General features: G+C 51.8%; 15 protein-coding genes. 8 read left to right on the forward strand and 7 right to left on the reverse strand.

What is annotated here, in order from left to right; all coding sequences use genetic code 11:
- Positions 1–11 precede the first annotated feature (11 nt).
- The 3 genes from sufB to hisC all read right to left on the reverse strand — a co-directional run bounded on the left by sufB (position 12) and on the right by hisC (position 4184).
- Positions 12–1466, reverse strand: coding sequence for a Fe-S cluster assembly protein SufB (sufB, locus tag CHB92_RS05760; protein ID WP_089318238.1), 1455 nt, complete (start codon positions 1464–1466; stop codon positions 12–14).
- Positions 1467–1500: 34 nt separating this feature from the next.
- Positions 1501–1827 carry a HesB/IscA family protein gene (locus CHB92_RS05765; RefSeq protein ID WP_089318239.1) on the reverse strand — a complete coding sequence of 109 codons (327 nt, stop codon included), beginning with the start codon at positions 1825–1827 and terminating at the stop codon, positions 1501–1503.
- 206 nt (positions 1828–2033) lie between these two features.
- Positions 2034–4184, reverse strand: coding sequence for a histidinol-phosphate transaminase (gene hisC, locus CHB92_RS05770; protein ID WP_245842322.1), 2151 nt, complete (start codon positions 4182–4184; stop codon positions 2034–2036).
- Positions 4185–4458: 274 nt separating this feature from the next.
- Between hisC and CHB92_RS05775 the strand changes: the two genes are divergently transcribed.
- Together CHB92_RS05775 and CHB92_RS05780 are read left to right on the forward strand one after the other, a co-directional pair.
- Entirely contained in the window at positions 4459–5043 is a 585-nt protein-coding gene (locus CHB92_RS05775) for a nitroreductase family protein (protein ID WP_089318241.1), read from the forward strand.
- An 8-nt stretch (positions 5044–5051) separates the two neighbouring features.
- Complete coding sequence (locus tag CHB92_RS05780; RefSeq protein WP_089318242.1) at positions 5052–5765, forward strand: pirin family protein; 714 nt, start codon at positions 5052–5054, stop codon at positions 5763–5765.
- Positions 5766–5824: 59 nt separating this feature from the next.
- On the opposite strand, the gene CHB92_RS05785 is transcribed toward CHB92_RS05780, so the two are convergent.
- Positions 5825–6490, reverse strand: coding sequence for a TIGR02117 family protein (locus tag CHB92_RS05785; protein WP_179222965.1), 666 nt, complete (start codon positions 6488–6490; stop codon positions 5825–5827).
- A gap of 434 nt (positions 6491–6924) precedes the next feature.
- Between CHB92_RS05785 and CHB92_RS05790 the strand changes: the two genes are divergently transcribed.
- From CHB92_RS05790 to CHB92_RS05810, 6 genes are all read left to right on the forward strand, one after another.
- Positions 6925–9480 (forward strand): M14 metallopeptidase family protein, encoded by a 2556-nt coding sequence (locus tag CHB92_RS05790; RefSeq protein ID WP_089318244.1) that lies wholly within the window; start codon positions 6925–6927, stop codon positions 9478–9480.
- A gap of 125 nt (positions 9481–9605) precedes the next feature.
- The gene (locus tag CHB92_RS05795) at positions 9606–10160 is read left to right on the forward strand and encodes a DinB family protein (RefSeq protein ID WP_089318430.1); all 555 of its coding nucleotides are present in this window, start codon (positions 9606–9608) and stop codon (positions 10158–10160) included.
- A 139-nt stretch (positions 10161–10299) separates the two neighbouring features.
- Entirely contained in the window at positions 10300–11859 is a 1560-nt protein-coding gene (locus CHB92_RS05800) for an outer membrane protein assembly factor BamB family protein (RefSeq protein WP_089318245.1), read from the forward strand.
- Positions 11860–12050: 191 nt separating this feature from the next.
- A complete protein-coding gene (locus CHB92_RS05805; protein WP_089318246.1) occupies positions 12051–13487 on the forward strand; it encodes an SLC13 family permease in 1437 nt (478 codons plus the stop codon).
- 124 nt (positions 13488–13611) lie between these two features.
- A complete protein-coding gene (locus tag CHB92_RS25740; protein WP_179222966.1) occupies positions 13612–13785 on the forward strand; it encodes a hypothetical protein in 174 nt (57 codons plus the stop codon).
- Positions 13786–14041: 256 nt separating this feature from the next.
- Positions 14042–15040 (forward strand): sugar phosphate isomerase/epimerase family protein, encoded by a 999-nt coding sequence (locus CHB92_RS05810; protein ID WP_089318247.1) that lies wholly within the window; start codon positions 14042–14044, stop codon positions 15038–15040.
- 109 nt (positions 15041–15149) lie between these two features.
- Here the strand turns inward: CHB92_RS05810 and priA are convergent, their stop codons facing one another.
- The 3 genes from priA to CHB92_RS05825 form a co-directional block, all read right to left on the reverse strand.
- A complete protein-coding gene (gene priA / locus CHB92_RS05815; RefSeq protein WP_089318248.1) occupies positions 15150–17681 on the reverse strand; it encodes a replication restart helicase PriA in 2532 nt (843 codons plus the stop codon).
- 133 nt (positions 17682–17814) lie between these two features.
- Positions 17815–18198 (reverse strand): DUF3037 domain-containing protein, encoded by a 384-nt coding sequence (locus tag CHB92_RS05820; protein ID WP_089318249.1) that lies wholly within the window; start codon positions 18196–18198, stop codon positions 17815–17817.
- Positions 18176–18976 carry a HipA family kinase gene (locus CHB92_RS05825; protein ID WP_089318250.1) on the reverse strand — a complete coding sequence of 267 codons (801 nt, stop codon included), beginning with the start codon at positions 18974–18976 and terminating at the stop codon, positions 18176–18178. The genes CHB92_RS05820 and CHB92_RS05825 overlap by 23 nt, the downstream gene beginning before the upstream one ends.
- Positions 18977–19171 lie beyond the last annotated feature (195 nt).

A 19171-nucleotide genomic window follows, 5' to 3' on the forward strand; every position in this document is an offset into this window, starting at 1 on the left:
TTCTTTTAAGTTTAACCTACACTACCTTCCAGGGTGATGGAAAGTAGTTTTTGTGCCTCCACGGCGAATTCCATCGGGAGCTGATTCAGCACTTCCTTCGCATAGCCGTTCACGATCAGGGCCACTGCCTTCTCGGAGTCTATGCCGCGCTGATTCAGGTAGAAGATCTGGTCTTCCCCGATTTTAGAGGTGGTTGCCTCGTGCTCCACCATGGCGGTATTGTTCTTTGTTTCTATATATGGGAAAGTATGCGCCCCGCACTCGCTGCCAATCAGCAGAGAGTCGCACTGGGTAAAGTTACGGGCATTGTCTGCCTTGGCCCCCACGTGCACCAAGCCACGGTAACTGTTGTTGCTGTGACCGGCGGAGATACCTTTCGAGATAATCCGGCTCTTGGTGTTGCGACCCAGGTGGTACATTTTGGTTCCTGTATCAGCAATCTGCTTGTTGCGTGTAACTGCCACGGAGTAAAACTCGCCAACGGAGTTATCACCCTGCAAAATTACGCTTGGGTATTTCCAGGTGATGGAAGAACCTGTCTCTACCTGTGTCCAGGAGATCTTGGAGTTTGCCCCGCGGCACGCCCCACGCTTGGTCACAAAATTGTACACCCCGCCTTTCCCTTCCTTATCGCCAGGGTACCAGTTCTGCACGGTGGAATACTTGATCTCTGCATTATCCAGGGCAATCAGTTCCACCACTGCTGCGTGTAGCTGGTTCTCGTCGCGCATAGGCGCTGTGCAGCCTTCCAGGTAACTCACATAGCTGCCTTCATCGGCAATGATCAGGGTACGCTCAAACTGGCCGGTGCCCTGCGTGTTAATCCTGAAGTAAGTTGAAAGCTCCATCGGGCAACGTACCCCTTTCGGGATGTACACAAATGATCCGTCAGAGAAAGCAGCTGTGTTCAGCGCCGCAAAAATATTATCAGAATGCGGTACCACTGTTCCCAGGTACTTCTTCACCAGTTCAGGATATTCCTGTACAGCCTCTCCAAAAGAGCAGAAAATAATGCCTAGTTCTTTCAGCTTCTCTTTGTAAGTGGTCGCCACCGAGATACTGTCAAACACAGCATCCACAGCCACCCCTGCCAGCACCTTCTGTTCGTTTAGTGGAATGCCCAGTTTCTCGAACGTTGCCAGCAGTTCCGGGTCCACTTCGTCCAGGCTGTTATACTTTTTCTTGTTCTTAGGTGCCGCATAATAGGATATTCCCTGGAAGTCTATTGGAGGCAGTTTAAAATTCTGCCATTCAGGGAGGTCCTGCTTTAAGAAAGCTCTGTATCCTTTCAGGCGCCACTCCAGTAGCCACTCCGGTTCCTCCTTTTTGGCAGAGATAAACCGGATCGTATCTTCACTAAGCCCGGGAGGGGCTATGTCCATCTCTATATCCGTCACGAAGCCATGCTCGTACTCTTTCGTGGCGAAGTCGTTAATAATCTCGTTGCTATCTACTGTATTTGCCATATCTTAATATATACTAACTACTTACAGTACATCGTTATACTGCAAAGCTTTCCCCACAACTGCATGTTCTGGAGGCATTGGGGTTATTAAAAAACAACCCTTTCCCATTTAACCCACTGGAGTAATCCAACTCTGTTCCGAACAGGTATAGCAGGGCTTTCTTTTCTACAACAACAGTAATGCCATTGTCTTCAAACACCTCATCGCCGTCCTTTCTGGCAGTATCAAACTCTAGCAGGTACTCTAAGCCAGAGCACCCCCCGGTTTTTACACCTACCCGAACAAACGTTTCAGGGCCTTTTTGTTCCTTCTCTATCAAATTGCTTATGTAAGCTCTTGCGCTTTCAGATACCGTGATCATATGTCCTTGTTTTAGGATAAAACAAATACGTGTTACATTTAGTGCCTTTTGATTAACACAGCCAGGAGGTAATTGTTTTAAGTAAAGATACTTCTTCTGGGCTTGTGCTTCCCCTTTTGTCCTGCTTTACGGTGCAAAAAACCTGCCGCTCCTGCCTCCTCTGCTTGCCGCCTGCCTAAAACTCGCAGCATTGTTTGGGCTACGACTTATACCCAAGCCGTGGCGGCTACAACAGCGGTTTCTTTCCAACAAAGGGAATAGCCTGCTCCGTTCTCCTTAACTGAAAAGGATGCATGTAGCCCATGGAGGCCAGCCAGTGCCTCAGGAAGCGGCAATAAAGGCGCCGGGAGAAAGCCATTTCTGATCAAGCGCTGTTGCCAGGCCTCCTGGCGCTCGTGCCTTTCTACGCGTGCATGGCCCTCACAGGAGACCACATTGATAATTTCCCTTCCGAAGAACTCCTGCTCTATGATCTGACGCTCCGGTAGCATCGGCGGCAGCAGGGTATCCAGTACATCGAAGACGGTTCTGTAGTGCCGCAGCGACTCGCGCAGGCGTGGTAGGAACTTTAGCCGGTTGTGCTCTGAGTCGGGCTCTGTAAGTGTCAGCACTTTTGGCTCCAGTGCTCTGATCTGTTGCAGTATTCGGTCCCGGTAATCAGGCTGCGTTAAGAGCTGATCCGGTAGGTGATGCAGCGTGAGGGCGGAGTTAACTACCAGCGTTTCTGTAGGTGCGAAGTCCAGCTCCTGCAGATTTATCTCTTCTAGCCTCGCTGGGATAGGGGTGTAGGTGAGATGCAGTCCTAAGCTAACTGCATGCCGCTGCAGCATCTCGCCGGCCAACTGTAACTTATGATCAGGGGCACCCCCGGGGGCAGGGATGTCGATACCGGTAATCCGTATGCTGGGTGCGGTGCCGGGGCGCATGGCCAGTACTTCCAAAAAGTGCAGCCACTGCAGTCCGCTCCCGATGCCAAGGTCCAGAACATGAACCTCCCGGGCATCGGCCACAGCCTCTAAAATGGCCAGGTTAGCGAATTGATGCCCAAAAGTTACAAGCGGGGTGGACCTGACTAACACATTGAAAGCTGAGATCATGTCCCTCTCGCCGGGGTTGCTGTTACTGTAAAGGTTCCCTGCATACAGGTTCCCGTCCAAATCAAGGCAAGCACTAAAAGCCCGCAGGTAGGCCAGGGCAATCCGCTCTGATGCGCTGCCTTCCGGGTTTACCACCTGCGTAAGTGCTTGTATCTTATCATGAATTACCTGGGGTTCCTTCTTGGCAAGTGCGTAGCCGGTCTCTAGGATTTGAGCTAAAACACCATCCTGCCAGATATTCTCCGGGGAGAGAGCCTGTCCGAACAACCCGTGCAAGTGCTCTTGTTGCGCTTTCTTCCCGATCGTGATCCTGAACGCAAAAGCGCTTTTCGTTTCGCGCACCTGCACCCCGTTTCGGAGAAGATGCTGGATGACCGGGGCAGCGGGGACACCGGCATCTGCCAGCAAAAAGTTACCCTGCGATGGCCACCACTGTACGCCTTCTTCATCTAATATTTGTTGCAGGTGCACCTTGCCGGCAGCTGTTTGCTGCAAGGTATATTGTAAGTGGTCTTCATCCGCCAGGGCGGCCAGAGCGGCGACCTGTGCCAGCTGGTTCACGTTGTATGGCTGCTTTACGGCACACACCTTCTGCAGCAGGCTTTCCTGAGCCACCATGTACCCAACCCGGAGAGAGGCTAGCCCATAGGCCTTGGAAAAAGTCCGCAGGATTACCAGGTTGTCCCGTTGCGGCATGTACTCCTGCGCGCTAGCATAATCCGGTGCCGTCGCGAACTCTTGGTACGCTTCATCCAGCACCAACACCACGTGGGGGGGGACCGCCTGTATCAGAAACTCCAACTGAGAGCGGCTAAGGTAGCTGCCAGTAGGGTTGTTTGGGTTAGAGATAAACAGTAAGCGGGTGGAAGGGGAGATTTTTGCTAACAGGCCTTGCAAGTCGAACTCATAGCTGCTGTTAAGCGGTGCCGCTTCATAAGAAACTCTCAGTGCCTCTGCCTCCATCTGATACAAGGGGTAAGTAGGAGAGGCGGACAGAGCAATTGCCTTTCCGGGATACGGCAAGCAGAAAGCCCGAAGCAACAAGGATATCAGCTCAGCAGACCCGCTGCCCACCACCACCTGCACGGGCAGGACCCCCAGCTTTTGAGCGATCGCCAGCCGCAGCGGGCCAGCATCCGGATCAGGGTAGATGTTGGTGTTGGTTAGGGCTTCCTGAAGTGCAGTTGCGACTTTTGGGGATGTGCCAAAAAGGTTTTCATTTGAGGAAGCCCGATAAACACCCATGGGGGAGTATTTCATTTTTAAGCGTGACATGAAAAATGGCCAGGTAGATGACTGTGGCCGCGTGAAAGTCTCAATATAGCTAGATGTTAATATAAGTCCACCATCCCAACTTAATTTATTGCAGTAGTAAGCAGGCGCAGCACGTACTGCATAGGACAAAGATACATGTTCTTGTAATATGTTTGTACATTAAATGTATATACAATAAATTGCGACCGCAACACAATCCCCTCTCAGGAGTTAAAAGAAGAAATAGTACAGTAAGCAGCGTCAGAAAACAAGTATAGCAATGGCAACAACAGAAAATAGCATCACACCACATACTCTCATAGAAAAACGCAGAAGCCCAAGGGCATTTGCTGACAAACCCATAGCAGCAAATAAGTTAAAGGCCTTGTTTGAAGCAGCGCGCTGGGCTCCCTCTGCTATGAATGAGCAGCCCTGGCGGTTTATCTATGCCACACAAGAAGACAAAGAGGCGTATGAGCGCTTGTTAAGCTGCCTGGCGGAGTCGAACCAGGTATGGGCCAAAAAGGCACCGGTTCTTTTTTTAAGTGTTGCTAAAAAGGAGTATGACCTGAACGGCAAACCCAACAAGCATGCCTGGCATGATGTAGGGATGGCTACCGCCAACTTACTGCTGCAGGCAACTGAACTGGACCTGCACGTGCACCTGATGGGTGGTTTTGATGCTGAAAAGGCCCGCACCCTGCTAGGAATAGCAGAAGGGTTTGAGCCTGTTTCGATGGGAGCCGTCGGCTACCTGGGGGACCCCGACGAATTACCCGAGAACCTGAAGCAGCGGGAACTGGCGCCGCGCCAGCGGAAGCCCCTGGAAGAACTTGTTTTTAAGGGGAGGTGGCAGCAAAAGTAACAGTATACATGAGCAAGAAAGTAATACACAGAGCCGACACAAGAGGACATGCCAACCACGGTTGGCTGGACACGCACCATACCTTTAGCTTTGCCCACTATCTAAATCCTGAGCGCATGGGTTTTGGTTTGCTGCGGGTACTGAATGATGATGTGGTGGCACCGGGAATGGGCTTCGGGACGCACGCCCACGATAATATGGAGATCATCTCTATCCCGCTTTCTGGTGCACTGGAGCATAAAGACAGCACGGGTAACCGCGAGGTGATCCATACCAATGACGTACAGATTATGTCCGCTGGCATGGGGCTGACGCACTCGGAATACAACCACTCTACAACTGAAAAAGTAAACTTTTTGCAGATCTGGGTGTTTCCTAAACTGAGAGACATTGCACCTCGCTACGAGCAAAAGACCTTTAAGCCTGAGGACCGCCAGAACAAACTGCAAACGGTCGTGTCGCCGGACAAGAACGATGAGGCTGTCTGGATCAACCAGGATGCCTGGTTTACGTTGGGCACACTGAAGAGCGGCTTTGCGGAGGAGTATAAACTGCATAAGGCAGGCCACGGCGTATACGCTTTCGTAATAGACGGAGACGTGGAGTTAGGCGGTGAAAAGTTGCGCAAGCGTGACGGCATGGGCATCTCTGAGACAGAAAGCTTTTCTGTAAAAGCCTCTTCTGATGCAGAGTTGCTGCTGATAGAAGTGCCTATGAAATAAGAATTTTGTGTTTAGTATCGATAGGAAAAGGCCCGGTAAGTATACGGGCTTTTTTCATTTTAGCGGAGGCGCCCGAGTACGGCAAAGGGCAGTGGTGCCCAAAAGGCCGGTTTAATCCCCATCGCCTTCAAGCCTTTGTTTACCCAGTCGTTGCAGTTCTTTAACACATGGTACTTCCCATTCGCCTCATAGAAGGTGTCCTGCCCCGTATAGCCAGAGCCGGGAATGTGCTGGTACACACCTTTTTCTTGATAAAAGGAGGCATCAATATAATCTACCAGTTGCTGGTACTGGCGGGGCGACAGGAAAACCTGTTGCTGCTGCTTAGTGGGCCTAAGCCGTTTCTGAATGTACTCTACGTGCATGGCGGTAGGGGTAGGCCAGAAGGCAGCCAAAAGAGCGGTGCCGGGCTTCAGGTCTTTCCACTCTGGGGTTTCCATGAAAAAGCGACGGTCGCCCCAGCCAAAAGAAATGTACTGGAAACTGCTGTCAACGTTCGAAAAATGATCGAAGGGAATTCTTTCACGCCAATCTACATAAGGGCTAACTACGGGAACCACTATTTCGGTGTGCACCCCGTTCGATGTTATAAACACCTCCATTTGTTTATCCTGTGCTACCTGGGCAAGGCCGCCATTCACAAACAAACAGATTAACAGAAAAGCGAGTAGTATTCCGACTCTGCTCAAGACAGACTGTGGAGCCTTGTTAACTAACTGTTCCATACCTTGCATACGAAGTCAAAAGCCTTGGCTATAGTTCCCCAAAAACAAAACCCGGAGCAAAGCCCCGGGTCTGAGTGAAAGTTTAGTTAATTTAGTTTCTGCTAAAACGGGCTGCAAAGCAGGTTCAGGGTAGTTCGCTCGCTGCAGTGCCGTAACACGTCATCTCACTACAAGAACAGTACCACCACTCCTGCGACTAGTCCTCCTATCCTCATGATCGTTGCTTGACGTTAAAGGCGGCGGCAAAAGTACGTACTTTTAAAGCAAATCTAACAATAGCTGTAGCTCTTGCAATTAAATAGTTGTGGCAACACTAAATTAAATATCCTCGCTTGCCGTACCTCCCTGCCAAAAAGCGACAGATTTGTCTTATCCGGTATTTTTCCTCAGATTGTACTTTATTCCAACTCAAAAACATAACCAAACAGAAAAACATGATACACCTGTTAAAGCGAAACCTCGCTTTGATATTAGTACTGCTGTGCGTGCAGGGAGCCCTGGCACAAAACCTGCAGACACCCGCGCAGTTCCTGGGTTACGAATTAGGGGAGCAGTTCACGACCCAGAACCGTATTCTGGACTATGTGCACTACCTGGCAAAGCAGTCTCCCAACCGCATAAAACTAAAGGAGTATGGGCAGACCTACGAAGGGCGCCCACTTACCCTGGCCTTTGTGGCTTCTGATGAGAACCTGCAGCGCCTTGGGCAAATCCGCGAGAATAACCTGCGACAAGCAGGGCTACTGAAAGGGGAGGTACAGGGCGAGCAGCCGGCCATTGCCTGGCTTAGCTATAACATTCATGGTAACGAGTCGGTAAGTTCTGAGGCCGTGATGCAGGTCCTGTATGACCTTGTGGACCCAAACAACCCGCAGAGCAAAGAATGGCTGAAGAACACGGTGGTGGTGCTGGACCCGATGGTGAACCCGGATGGGCGCGAGCGTTATGTGCAGTGGTACAAGCAAGCCTCTAACCGCGGGGGCAACGCCTCGCCGTATGCCTGGGAACATTACGAGCCCTGGCCGGGTGGCAGACCCAACCATTACTACTTTGACCTGAACCGCGACTGGGCCTGGCAAACGCAGGTAGAGTCGAAGCAGCGACTGGCTGAGTATAACAGTTGGCTGCCACAGGTACATGCTGACTTCCATGAGATGGGGCCAGAGTCGCCTTACTACTTCTCACCGGCCGCCAAACCTTTCCATGAGAGCATTACCCCTTGGCAGCGCCAGTTCCAGAACACGATCGGCGACTATAACCGCCAGTACTTTGATAAAAACAACTGGCTGTACTTTACCCGCGAGAACTTCGACTTGTTCTACCCCAGCTACGGCGATACCTGGCCTACCTATAACGGTGCCATCGGGATGACTTATGAGCAGGGAGGATCCGGGCGCGCAGGTCTGGCCTATAAAAAAGAAGACGGAGATACTCTGACCTTAACCGACCGGATCGCGCATCACGTGGCCGCGAGCAAGGCAACACTGCAAGCCACTTCTGAAAAAGCAGAGCAGCTAAAGCAGGAGTTCCGAAAGTACTATGCCAACAACGTGAACAATCCTTCGGGCAAGTACAAGGCCTTCGTGATAAAAGCCGATGCGAGAGACGCAGGCAACCTCGCGGCCCTTACAGACTACCTGGACCGCCAGGGGATACAGTATGGCTACGCCGGGAAAAGCAGTACGACCAAAGGCTACAATTATAGCACCGGCAAAGAGGAGCGCGTAAAGATTGGGGAGAATGACGTGGTGATCAGCATGTACCAGCCTAAGTCAACTTTGGTAAAAGTGCTGTTTGAGCCAAACGCCGTGCTGGAAGATTCCCTGACATATGACATTACGTCCTGGTCGCTGCCTTATGCCTACGGTTTGCAGGCTTTTGCGCTAAACAACCGGCTGGAAGCTTCGGCAGCAAAGCCTGTGGCATCTGTTAAAGAAACTACTTTGGCAGAGCGCCCTTATGCCTACCTGGCCCGCTGGGATGACCTGCAGGACCTGAAGTTTATGACAGACCTGATGCAGCAGAACGTAAAGGTGCGCATGGCAGAGAAAGCCTTTACCATGAACGGGGAAGCTTATGCCCCGGGTACCCTGATTCTGACGCGCACAAGCAACGAGCGCCTGGGTGAAGCCTTTGATCAAAAAGTGCGGGAGCTGGCACAGAAACACCAGGTACAGCTACACACTACGGCTACTGGTTTTGTGGGCAGTGGGGCTGATTTTGGCTCTGGCAGCGTGCGAAGCCTTAAAATGCCGAAAGTGGCTGTGCTATCCGGAGAAGGAATTTCGCCGTATGGCTTCGGGGAAGTGTGGCATTACTTTGAGCAGCAGATCGGTTACCCTATCACCGTGCTAAACACTTCTTATTTCAGTAATGTGCCACTAAACGAATTCGATGTGCTCATCCTGCCGACAGGCTCTTACGGCAAGGTGCTGGACGAAAAGACACTTGAAAACGTGCAAAACTGGGTGAAAGCAGGCGGCAAGCTGATCGCCATGGAAGGTGCCGCGGCTTATCTGGCAGGTAAGAAAGGATTTAACCTAAAGAAGAAAGACGGCAACAACGACGAAGAGCAGGAGAAAGAGAAGGCTAAGCAAGAAGATCCTTACGAGAGCCTGCAGGTGTACGGGAACCGCGAGCGCGAGGCCCTGAGCAGCGAAGTACAGGGAAGCATTTACCGGGTAGACCTCGATAAAACGCATCCATTGGCTTTTGGCTACGACGATACCTACTTTGCCCTGGTGCGCTCTGCCGACACTTTTAACTACCTGAAAGACGGCTGGAACGTGGGCGTGCTGAAAAAGGACAACTATGCTACCGGCTACGTAGGAAGCAATGCGAAGAAAAAGCTGCAGGATGCCCTGATCCTGGGTACGCAGGACATGGGGCGCGGGCAGGTCGTGTACCTGGCTGACAACCCCCTGTTCCGCGGTTTCTGGCAGGGTGGTAAACTCCTGTTTGGAAACGCTGTTTTCCTGGTAGGGCAATAGTCCCGCTAGCCTTCTGAAAAGCCCCTCGGCCTGTACTGTCCGAGGGGCTTTTGCTTTTAAAGGCCCTGCCGCTTACAAGGTAAATGTTGTACCTTGTGCCCCATCCACTGTTACTGATATTCAACATGCAAACCCCTCTTATCATTACCTACCCAACGCCGGAAGAGTACAGCGGTTTCCTGAGCAGTTATGTAGCGCAGGCAAAGGCCGATGACTTGATCGAAGGACTGACGGCGAGTTATGTCTTTATTACGGGCATGATCCAGGGCCTGACGGAAGAGCAGTTGCTGTACCGCTATGCTCCGGGCAAGTGGAGTGTAAAAGAACTGCTGGTGCACCTCATGGACGCGGAACGCATCTTCGCTTATCGTGCCTTGCGCTTTGCCCGGCAAGACAAGACCGAGCTGCCAGGCTTCGATGAGAACGCCTACGTGGCACCCTCTAAAGCTGATGCCAGAGACATCAGCGCCATCCTTGCTGAATACACCGCCGTACGAACGGCCACCATCGAACTTTTCAAGAGTTTTGATGTGGAAGCACTACAGCAGAAAGGAACTGCCAGTGGGTTGGAGGTAAGCGTACGTGCCCTTGGCTACATCATCCTCGGCCACGAAGTGCACCATCAGAAGGTCATCCGAGAGCGCTACCTAAAATTACCTGATGCTGCTACTGCTTCTTAGCGAAGTGTGTCCCTTGTTTATTCGCGCTGTAGGGTTATTTGGGTGAATCCACCTGAAAGTCTTTCGGTTGCTTGTTCTGTGTTTAAACTTTTTATAGTTTGTGTTGTCTGAAAGACAGAAGCTACAAAGCGTTTAAACTATGCCCCTTGTCACGCCCGATACACCGGAAACAAAACGAAAGCGAAACCAAGCCCTGTGGATAGGAATCGCTCTGTTTTTTACTCTTGCTGCCACCCTGTATATCATCCTCAGTAATTCCCGGCCAGACAGTTGGATGGTGCATTACCAGGGCATTGGCACTGGTTCCTCCCCCCGAATGGTAGACCTGAACGAGGATGGGGTGCTAGACGTGGTGATGGGCGCAGGCGGTGCCGAGAATTCCCCAAGCGATACGGCGGTACTAGCCATGGACGGTGCGACAGGGGACTTGTTGTGGTCTGCATCTGGCCGAAACCAGGTAGTGGGCTCAGCACTTTTTAATGATGTAACGGGGGACGGTGTGCCGGACGTGTTTATTGGCGGACGTACGGCGGAGTTAATGGCTATAAACGGGGCAAGTGGTGAAGTGCTCTGGAGGTTTTTCCCTTATGACCAGACGGTAAACCCAGCCGATTCGGGTATTTACAACTTCTATAACCCGGTACTTGTGCCGGATCAGGACCAAGACGGAATAGAGGATATCCTGATCTCTAACGGGGGGGACTACACGATCAAAGCCTACGACCCTGACAGGCCGGCCGGAAAGCTGATGGTGATCAGCGGCGAAAGCGGTAAAACCCTGACACAGGTTCCGATGCCCGATGGAAAGGAAACGTACTTCTCCGTAGTGCGCGTGCGCTTTCAGGAAGATGGCGCCGAGGAAGTTGTTTTCGGTACGGGTGGCGAGACAATTGGTGGCAACCTCTACCGGGTAAACCTGGAGGATGTGCTAAAGGGAGATTTGTCCGGGGCAACCGTGCTGGCGACAAGTGAACGAAAAGGCTTTATTGCCCCGCCCGCACTGGTAGAGCTAACGGGAGATGGGGTGCTGGATGTGGTCGTGAACGTGGTAGACGGGCGTACGATAGCCATAAACGGTGCCACTAACGAGCAGCTATGGAGTGTTACCTTGCCCGATACAGAAATATATTCCAGCCCGGCTATTGGCTACTTTAACGGTGATGAGGTGCCGGACGTATTCACCAATTATAGCATAGGCATGTGGCCCATGATCAAGCGGTCTACGCAGCGCATGATTGACGGTAAAACAGGGAACGTGCTGGCTACCGACACGGCAGGGGCTTTTGCATATGCCTCACCTGTCGTGGCCGACCTTGATAACGATGGGTACGATGAGGTATTGATGAATGTCAACAGTTTGGTGCGCCTGGACCCTTACAGTTACAACAAGAGCCATATTAGCCAATTAACAGTCTTTGACTTTCATCACAAAACAAAATACCAGGTAGGGGATACCCTGTTCGGCACCAATGTGGCCAGCACTCCCTGGATAGGAGATGCCGACGGGGACGGTAAACTGGAAGTGGTGACCACTACCATAGAACTGAACGGGAAACTCAACGACATAGACCTACCCAGCAACCTGCGGGTCTTCTACCTTAAAACTCCTTACAAGGCTCAAAAAGAGATTAAATGGGGTGCCTACATGGGCAGCAATTACGATGGGATTTTCAGAAGAGAGCGTAGAACCGCTAAATAACCACTAATCAAATAGGTTAGGTTTGTCTGATTAATCCATTTGAAAAATAGCATCACAAGATAGTAATTGGTCCCTACACCTGAGCAGGCGTAGGGACTAGCTTTTTATGGAAGAACCATGGTGACAGAGCCTCTTTTAGCGTAAGTATCCCTATATTGTCATGTAAATATTCTAAACTACCCTGAAGAACCATGCACCTGACTCGTAGAAACACGGGACTGTTACTGGCTCCCTTACTGGCCTTGCTGGTGTGGCTCCTGACGCCGATGCTAGACTACGAGGCCCGTTTGGTAGCTGCCATCATGGTCTTCTGCCTCGTGTTCTGGATGACGGAGGTGATCCCGCTCTCCATGACGGCTTTTCTGGGTGTGTTAGCGGCCGTGGTGCTGGGTATTGCCGAGATAGAGACAGCCTTTCTGAACCTGGGGCATCCCATCATCCTGCTCTTTATCGGGAGCTTTTTGCTGGCCCGGTCTATGACACGGCACGGCCTTGACAAGCGCATTGCCCTGTTTATACTCTCCCGGTCCTTCTTTCAGCAAAGCCTGTTTCGCCTGTTCCTTGGGTTCTCTTTTATTTCTTTCCTGCTCTCGATGTGGGTAAGCAACTCTGTGACGGTGGCGATGCTCTTACCCTTAACTTTGGGCGTCACACAACTGGTCAGTCAGCCGGAAGAGGGGGAGGGGGCAGCGGTTTATTTCCTGCTTGGTATTGCCTACAGCGCCTCTATTGGGGGCATCAGTACCATTATCGGATCACCGCCTAACCTGATCGGGGTGAACTACCTGGCGCAGCAGGGCATCGAAATCGACTTTCTGCAGTGGATGTTTCTGGCCTTGCCCATCTCTTTGAGCATGTATGGCTTTCTGTTGCTGTACATGCGCTATTGTCTGGGCAAGTCGGCCTACAGTAAACAGGTAGTACAGGCCTATGTGGCAAAACACCTGCAACAGCGAAAGAAGTTACGGAAAGGCGAACTGGTCACCATGGGGGTATTCATCCTGGCTGTTACACTCTGGTTAGCACCGGGCGTGTTTAACCTGTTGGGAATGCAGGCTGCCTATGCTTTTATGGATACTTTTTTCGCAGAGAGTACGGTAGCCCTGCTGGCGGCCCTGCTCTTGTTTCTCATCCCTGCAGGGCACGAGAACGAGGGAAACGGAACCCTGGTAGCCGAAGATTTGGTAAAAATTGACTGGGACACCATTCTGTTGTTTGGAGGTGGCATGGCACTGGGGCAGTTAGTGGTAAGTTCCGGCCTGGCCGATGTAATTGGGCGTAGCATTACGACTTTTGTGGATCCTGCGCAGCGGGCCCTGCTGGTGCTTCTGTTAGTGTTTCTGGTGCTGATGCTAACCGAAATTAGCTCTAACACGGCTATTGCCATCACTTTTGTGCCCATTATCATTGGGGTGCTGGATGGACTGAATCTACCTTTGCTTTACCCTGTGCTCGGAGTGGTGGTGGCGTGTAGTATGGCCTTCATGTTGCCTGTGGCCACACCACCCAACGCCATTGTCTACGGCAGTAAACAGGTCCCCATTAGTCAGATGGTACGCACAGGCCTTGTCCTGAATCTGGTGGCGACAGCTGTTATTACTGCCTGGGTGCTCTTGTATATGTTGTGATACAGTAGGAGGGAAGGTTGCCTCTTTTAGCCCTTATCACGAGGTTAGGGCTCTGAACCTTTGCTTCCTGTGCCAGAGTACAAGCATAAAATATCTTTAGATCAACGAAATTATAAACCTTCTCATGCAAAATCGTCGCATATTCCGGATTATACTTGTGGTGGCCTGCTTTTTTCTGGCGGGCTTAAATGCTTATGAGATCTACACAGGAGAGTATAACCTGCTAGATGTCTTTCTGTTGGTGATGTTCCTGATATGGGGAGTCCTGTACATGTATCTGCTCCGGAAAGGAGACTAGCAAGGGGAAAGAAAAAACCTGAAAGTCTATACTGCCCCTTCTGAGCAATCAGACTTTCAGGTTCTCAACTTTTAGCCAAAGGTATTAGTTTATACGGCTTGGTTTACAGGAAGTTGCTGTTGCTTTAAAAAAATATAAAATTTATTTTCAGGTGATGCCAGGCAGGTTGTAGGGCCTTGCTGTTAAAGGGAATGGTTCCTTTGAAGGAGAGCCAAAGCTTGCGCATGGAAGTAGGTTTGATGTAAATAAATAAGGCATGAGAAAATTCAGCCCCAATTCAAGTAGAAGAGACTTCCTTACGAAGGCAGCGCTTGCCGCAGCAGGAATTGCCTTAGTGGGGAGCAGGGCAGTCGGGAAAGACACAGCAGAGAAAGGAGCTGGTTTGATGCCGGAGGCTAAAGCAGCAGCGAGGCCTATCTGTATCTTCTCCAAGCAGCTGCATTGGTTAGGCTATGATGAAATGGCCGAAACCGCTGCCCGGATAGGTTTTGATGGGATTGACTTAACCGTAAGACCCAACGGGCACGTGCTGCCGGAACGCGTGGCGGAGGATTTACCTAAAGCAGTGGCAGCAGCGCAAAAAGCCGGCCTGACCGTTCCCATGATCACGACCGATATTACCCATGCACCGCAGCCTTATGCGGAAAGAGTTCTTAAAACAGCTAGCCAGCAGGGCGTCAAGTATTACCGCATGGGCTGGCTCCCTTATCAGGACAGTTTAAGCATACAGGAAAACCTTGAAAGGTACAAGGCCCAGTTTCGGGACCTGGCAACCCTCAATAAAAAATACGGTATCCATGGAGGTTACCAGAATCATACAGGCACAGATGTAGGGGCCCCGGTATGGGACCTCTGGGAGCTATTGCAAGGGCTGGACCCGCAGCATTTGGGCAGCCAGTACGATATAAAACACGCCACAGCAGAGGGAGGATATTCATGGCCTTTGGGCTTCAAACTGATCCACCCCTACATCCGGACCATTGATTTGAAAGACTTTATGTGGGTCAAAAAAGATGGGAAATTGGAGGTGCAGTCTGTTCCCTTGGGAGAGGGGATGGTTGACTTTCAGAGGTTCTTCTCTTTGATAAAGGCGTATAAGGTACAGGGCCCTATCTCACTTCATTTGGAGTACCCGCTGGGTGGGGCTGAGAACGGAGCGAAAAAACTAACTATTCCTGGCGGCAACGTGATTGCAGCCATGCAGCAAGACCTCACGACCCTGCGCGGCTGGCTGAAAGAAGCAGGGCTGAGTTAGAGGGCACTTTGCCTTTACGAAGGACCGTAGAAAGGCAAGGATATTCACCGGATGACAAACAAGGAAGCTTGTCTCACCGCTAAGTAGAGATTAATGCGCTAAGCCTTCCTTATACCGGATCTACATCTGCCACTACCTTCACTCCTTTAAAGTCAGGCAACAGCTTCAGGTTAAAAATGGCCTGGGCTAATTGCGCTTTGGCAGCCTTCAGGTTTGTGTTTTCGCGGGGCAGCTTGATGTGAATCTCTTGCAGGAACAGGTTACGGATCTTGAAGATATAAGGAACTTCCGGTCCCAGTACCTGCTGCTTGCCTAACCTGTCGGTTAAATCTTTTGCCAAAACGATGGCGGCATTCTCCGAAACTTGTTCGTCCGCGTGCTTCACCGTTACCCGGATCATGCGCATAAAAGGGGGATAGCCAAAGCGCATCCGTTCCTCTATCTCGTGCTCGTACAGGCTTTGGTAATCATTATTGCGCACCTTCCGGAAGATCGGCTGTAGTGGGTCGCGTGTTTGAATGATCACAGACCCAGGCTTGCCTTTCCGGCCCGCCCGTCCGCTTACCTGTACAAACAGCTGATAGGCCCGCTCATGTGCCCGGAAGTCCGGGAAATTGATAATGGTATCGGCGTTCAGGATTCCCACCAGGCTCACGTTCTCAAAGTCCAGCCCTTTGGTCACCATTTGTGTACCCACCAGCACGTTCGTGCGGCCGGTCTCAAAATCCGCAATAATCTGTTGGTAGCTGTTCTTTTTCTTCGTCGTGTCCAGGTCCATCCGCTGTACCTCGGCATTGGGCAGCATCAGCTTTAGCTCATCCTCTACCTTCTCTGTGCCGAAGCCCATGCTCTTTAAAGTAGTGGCGCCACAGGCCGGGCAATCATGGGGCATGCGCTCATGGTACCCGCAGTAGTGGCAGCGAAGCTCATTGTTGAACTTATGGTAGGAGAGACTCACCGCACAGTGCTTGCACTTGGGGATCCAGGAACACTCATCGCAGCTGATAAAAGGGGCATAGCCCCGGCGGTTCTGGAACAGGATCACCTGTTCCTCACGCTGTAACCGTTCCTCAATAGCCGTCAGTAACTGACCCGAGAAATGACTGTGCATAGCTTTGCGCCTCTGCTCATCGCGGGTATTCACGAGTTCTATGTCCGGCAGCTGGGCCTCCCCGAAACGCTTGGTCATGCTAACCAGTCCCCAGCGACCGGTCTTGCAGTTATAGTAACTTTCGATGGACGGGGTAGCGGAGCCAAGCAAGGTTTTAGCCCCCTGTAGGTTTGCCATCACCAATGCCGTTTCGCGGGCATTGTAGCGCGGGGCCGGGTCGTACTGCTTGTAACTGGCCTCGTGCTCCTCGTCGATGATCACCAGCGACAGGTCGTGGAAGGGCAGGAAAATTGAGGAACGCACGCCAATCACCACCTGAAAGCGACCCGAGAGGATTCCCTGCCACACTTCGGCCCGCTCGTTGTCTGAAAACTTGGAGTGGTACACCCCCAGCTTATCGCCAAACACTTTCATCAGGCGCGTCACGATCTGGGCAGTCAGGGCAATCTCGGGCAGTAGGTACAGCACCTGTCCGCCGCTCTCGAGGGCGTGCTTGATCAGGTCGATGTATACTTCTGTTTTGCCGCTCCCCGTCACGCCGTGCAGCAGTACGATCTCCTTTTCTTTGAACAAGCCCAGAATCTCATCCTTTGCCTGCAGCTGGTGCTCCGACAAGGCCATGGGCAGCTGCCTGGGCTCATGGTCTACCGGGAAGCGTGACACCACCTGGTCGAACTGCTCCAGCACACCTTTTTTAATAAGCGTGTTGATGGATGAGGCCGACAGGTGCGGATTACTGGTGAGGACGCTTTTCTCAAGCCCTTTGTAGTTCAGGTGCAGGTCCTGGTGCACCGGTACCTTTTGCAGGTAATTCAGCAGCACGTCCAGTTGCTTAGGCTGTGGGGCCAGTTGGTTAAACAGCTCCTCCAGCATGCCCTCTTCCTGCACGAAGTGCTCCGACAGGCGGACCTTCTTGACCACCTTCGGGGAGAATTTATCGCTCACCTGCTCAAAGATGATGATGGCCTCCTTTTGGATGAGAGACTTAATGAACTTATGATAGCTTTTGGCCTGCAACAGGGTGCCTACCTCTGTAAAGGTCAGGGCCTGGTTGTTCTGCAGGGCAAAGATGATCTTCTCCTCCTGAGCAGATAACGGAATCTTATCCTCCTCGGGGTTATACTGGGGGTGCAGTTGTATCCGCGATTCGCTGCTGAGCTTTAAGGCAGAAGGCAGGGCCGCATTGATCACCTCGCCCAGGGTGCACATGTAGTAATCCGCCATCCACTTGAAAAGCTTTAGCTGTGGGGCCGTTACGATAGGCGTGTCGTCCAGCACGTCCAGGATGTACTTGGCCTGGTACTCTGCCGGAGCGTTTTCATGGATGTCGGCAACAATGCAGCTCAGCACCCTTTTCCCGCCAAACTGCACTATTACACGCGCCCCTACCAGCACCTCGTCGTTCATCTCGAAGGGGATGCGGTAGGTGTATAGCTTTGGCAGAGGCAGGGGCAGGATAACATCGGCAAACAACGTTACCCGGTCCACAGCGGGCTCCGGCGGGTAATTAAAGTTTAATAGCTCAGACAAGGGTGCTTATGCTTTTACGAAGTACGAAGGTCGTAAAAAATGAGGACATTCTTTCTTGTTAGGCCCTTCATGCCTCGTGTTATCCAGTGTTATGTTTTCCCGAACCTTCAGGGAGCTGCTGCTTGTTCCTGCCTTACTGCACCAGTTGTTTGTAAAGCTTTTCCAGGGTCTCCTGCGGGTCGGTACACAGGCCGGGGTGAACAGGGGAGGTCTGTACAACGGTGCTGCGGGTAGCGGTAAGCCACCGGAAGCGGGAGGCGATGGGCAAGCTCCCGATTGTACCGCCTTCCTTACGGCCGGCACAAATACGCTCAAAGGCACGAAGGCGCTCCTCCAACTCCTCCAGGTCTACTTTATCTGAAAAAGAACACAGGCGATCCCCGTTCAGCTCGCACTTCGTTTTCAGAAAGCCTTTAGAGGCACAGTACACAATAACGCCCACATTAATAAACTCTTCCCGCTCCACGCAGGGCACCACGCGGATGACGGCGTACTCAAACAAGTGTTTTTCTTGCATGCTGTGCTTCTTTGATAAATACTTCTGAATGGGCCAGTCGGGTATTTAAAAAACTGGCATAAACTTCCCGGTGCTCTTCTGCTGAGTCAAACGGTGCATCAACTGTCATGAGCCACTCCTCCGGGATCAGGGCAATGATGGAACGGATTCGCTCTGGCGTCAGGATACTACGGAACTCGGAATCCACCTCTTCCAACTCAGTGGCCTGTGGCAGCAACACATGGTCTTTTACCTGCACAAAGGGCCTTTTGGCTTGCTCCTCCCAATTGTACCCGGCGTGATGGAAGTACAGGGAGGCCCCATGGTCTATGAGCCACAGTTCCTTGTGCCACATCAGCATGTTCGTATTGCGGGCGGTACGGTCCACGTTCGTGATGAGGCAGTCGAACCACACGATCTGTGAAGCGAGCCTGGCATCCACCGTGTTCACCAGCGCATCGAAGGTGATGGCGCCGGAGAGGTAGTGCAGAGCCAGGTTAAGTCCTTCGCTGGCGCGCAGCAGGTCCTGTATCTCCTCGTCGGGCTCCGTGCGTCCGAAGGCTTCATCCAGGGTCATGAACACAAGCTCAGGCACCTTGAAGCCCAGGGCACGGGCCAACTCGCCGCCAATCAGTTCAGCAATAAGGGCTTTGATGCCTTGCCCTGCCCCACGGAACTTAAGGACATATAAAAATTCATCGTCTGCCTCTACAAGGGCTGGCAATGAGCCGCCTTCCCGCAGGGGCGTGACGTAGCGGATCACCTCGACGGTTCTGAGCTCTGGGGGACGATAATTCATAAGCGCATCGTATACGTTTACACCTCTTACAGGGGCTTCCCGTACTTGTTTATTTCAAATTAGACCAAATTTACGAGAAATAAGGCGTAAGCTTTATGCCAATACCTAAATTGAGGGAAAGAAAGGCACTTGGCTTGTAGCAGGGAAACGAAAGCTATCGATCAATTAATTCGCCTATGTAAGGCGGAATCCTAT

Origin of the sequence: Pontibacter ummariensis, assembly GCF_900188175.1 — a bacterium.
Taxonomy (GTDB): Bacteria; Bacteroidota; Bacteroidia; order Cytophagales; family Hymenobacteraceae; genus Pontibacter; species Pontibacter ummariensis.

Excerpts from the sequence above, each read along its gene's own strand:
- sufB (WP_089318238.1), bottom strand. The coding sequence starts at position 1,466 with ATGGCAAATACAGTAGATAGCAACGAGATTATTAACGACTTCGCCACG.
- CHB92_RS05790 (WP_089318244.1), top strand. The coding sequence starts at position 6,925 with ATGATACACCTGTTAAAGCGAAACCTCGCTTTGATATTAGTACTGCTG.
- CHB92_RS05765 (WP_089318239.1), bottom strand. The coding sequence starts at position 1,827 with ATGATCACGGTATCTGAAAGCGCAAGAGCTTACATAAGCAATTTGATA.
- CHB92_RS05785 (WP_179222965.1), bottom strand. The coding sequence starts at position 6,490 with ATGGAACAGTTAGTTAACAAGGCTCCACAGTCTGTCTTGAGCAGAGTC.
- CHB92_RS05820 (WP_089318249.1), bottom strand. The coding sequence starts at position 18,198 with ATGCAAGAAAAACACTTGTTTGAGTACGCCGTCATCCGCGTGGTGCCC.
- CHB92_RS05775 (WP_089318241.1), top strand. The coding sequence starts at position 4,459 with ATGGCAACAACAGAAAATAGCATCACACCACATACTCTCATAGAAAAA.
- CHB92_RS05825 (WP_089318250.1), bottom strand. The coding sequence starts at position 18,976 with ATGAATTATCGTCCCCCAGAGCTCAGAACCGTCGAGGTGATCCGCTAC.
- hisC (WP_245842322.1), bottom strand. The coding sequence starts at position 4,184 with ATGAAATACTCCCCCATGGGTGTTTATCGGGCTTCCTCAAATGAAAAC.
- CHB92_RS05795 (WP_089318430.1), top strand. The coding sequence starts at position 9,606 with ATGCAAACCCCTCTTATCATTACCTACCCAACGCCGGAAGAGTACAGC.
- CHB92_RS05805 (WP_089318246.1), top strand. The coding sequence starts at position 12,051 with ATGCACCTGACTCGTAGAAACACGGGACTGTTACTGGCTCCCTTACTG.
- CHB92_RS05800 (WP_089318245.1), top strand. The coding sequence starts at position 10,300 with ATGCCCCTTGTCACGCCCGATACACCGGAAACAAAACGAAAGCGAAAC.
- CHB92_RS25740 (WP_179222966.1), top strand. The coding sequence starts at position 13,612 with ATGCAAAATCGTCGCATATTCCGGATTATACTTGTGGTGGCCTGCTTT.
- CHB92_RS05810 (WP_089318247.1), top strand. The coding sequence starts at position 14,042 with ATGAGAAAATTCAGCCCCAATTCAAGTAGAAGAGACTTCCTTACGAAG.
- CHB92_RS05780 (WP_089318242.1), top strand. The coding sequence starts at position 5,052 with ATGAGCAAGAAAGTAATACACAGAGCCGACACAAGAGGACATGCCAAC.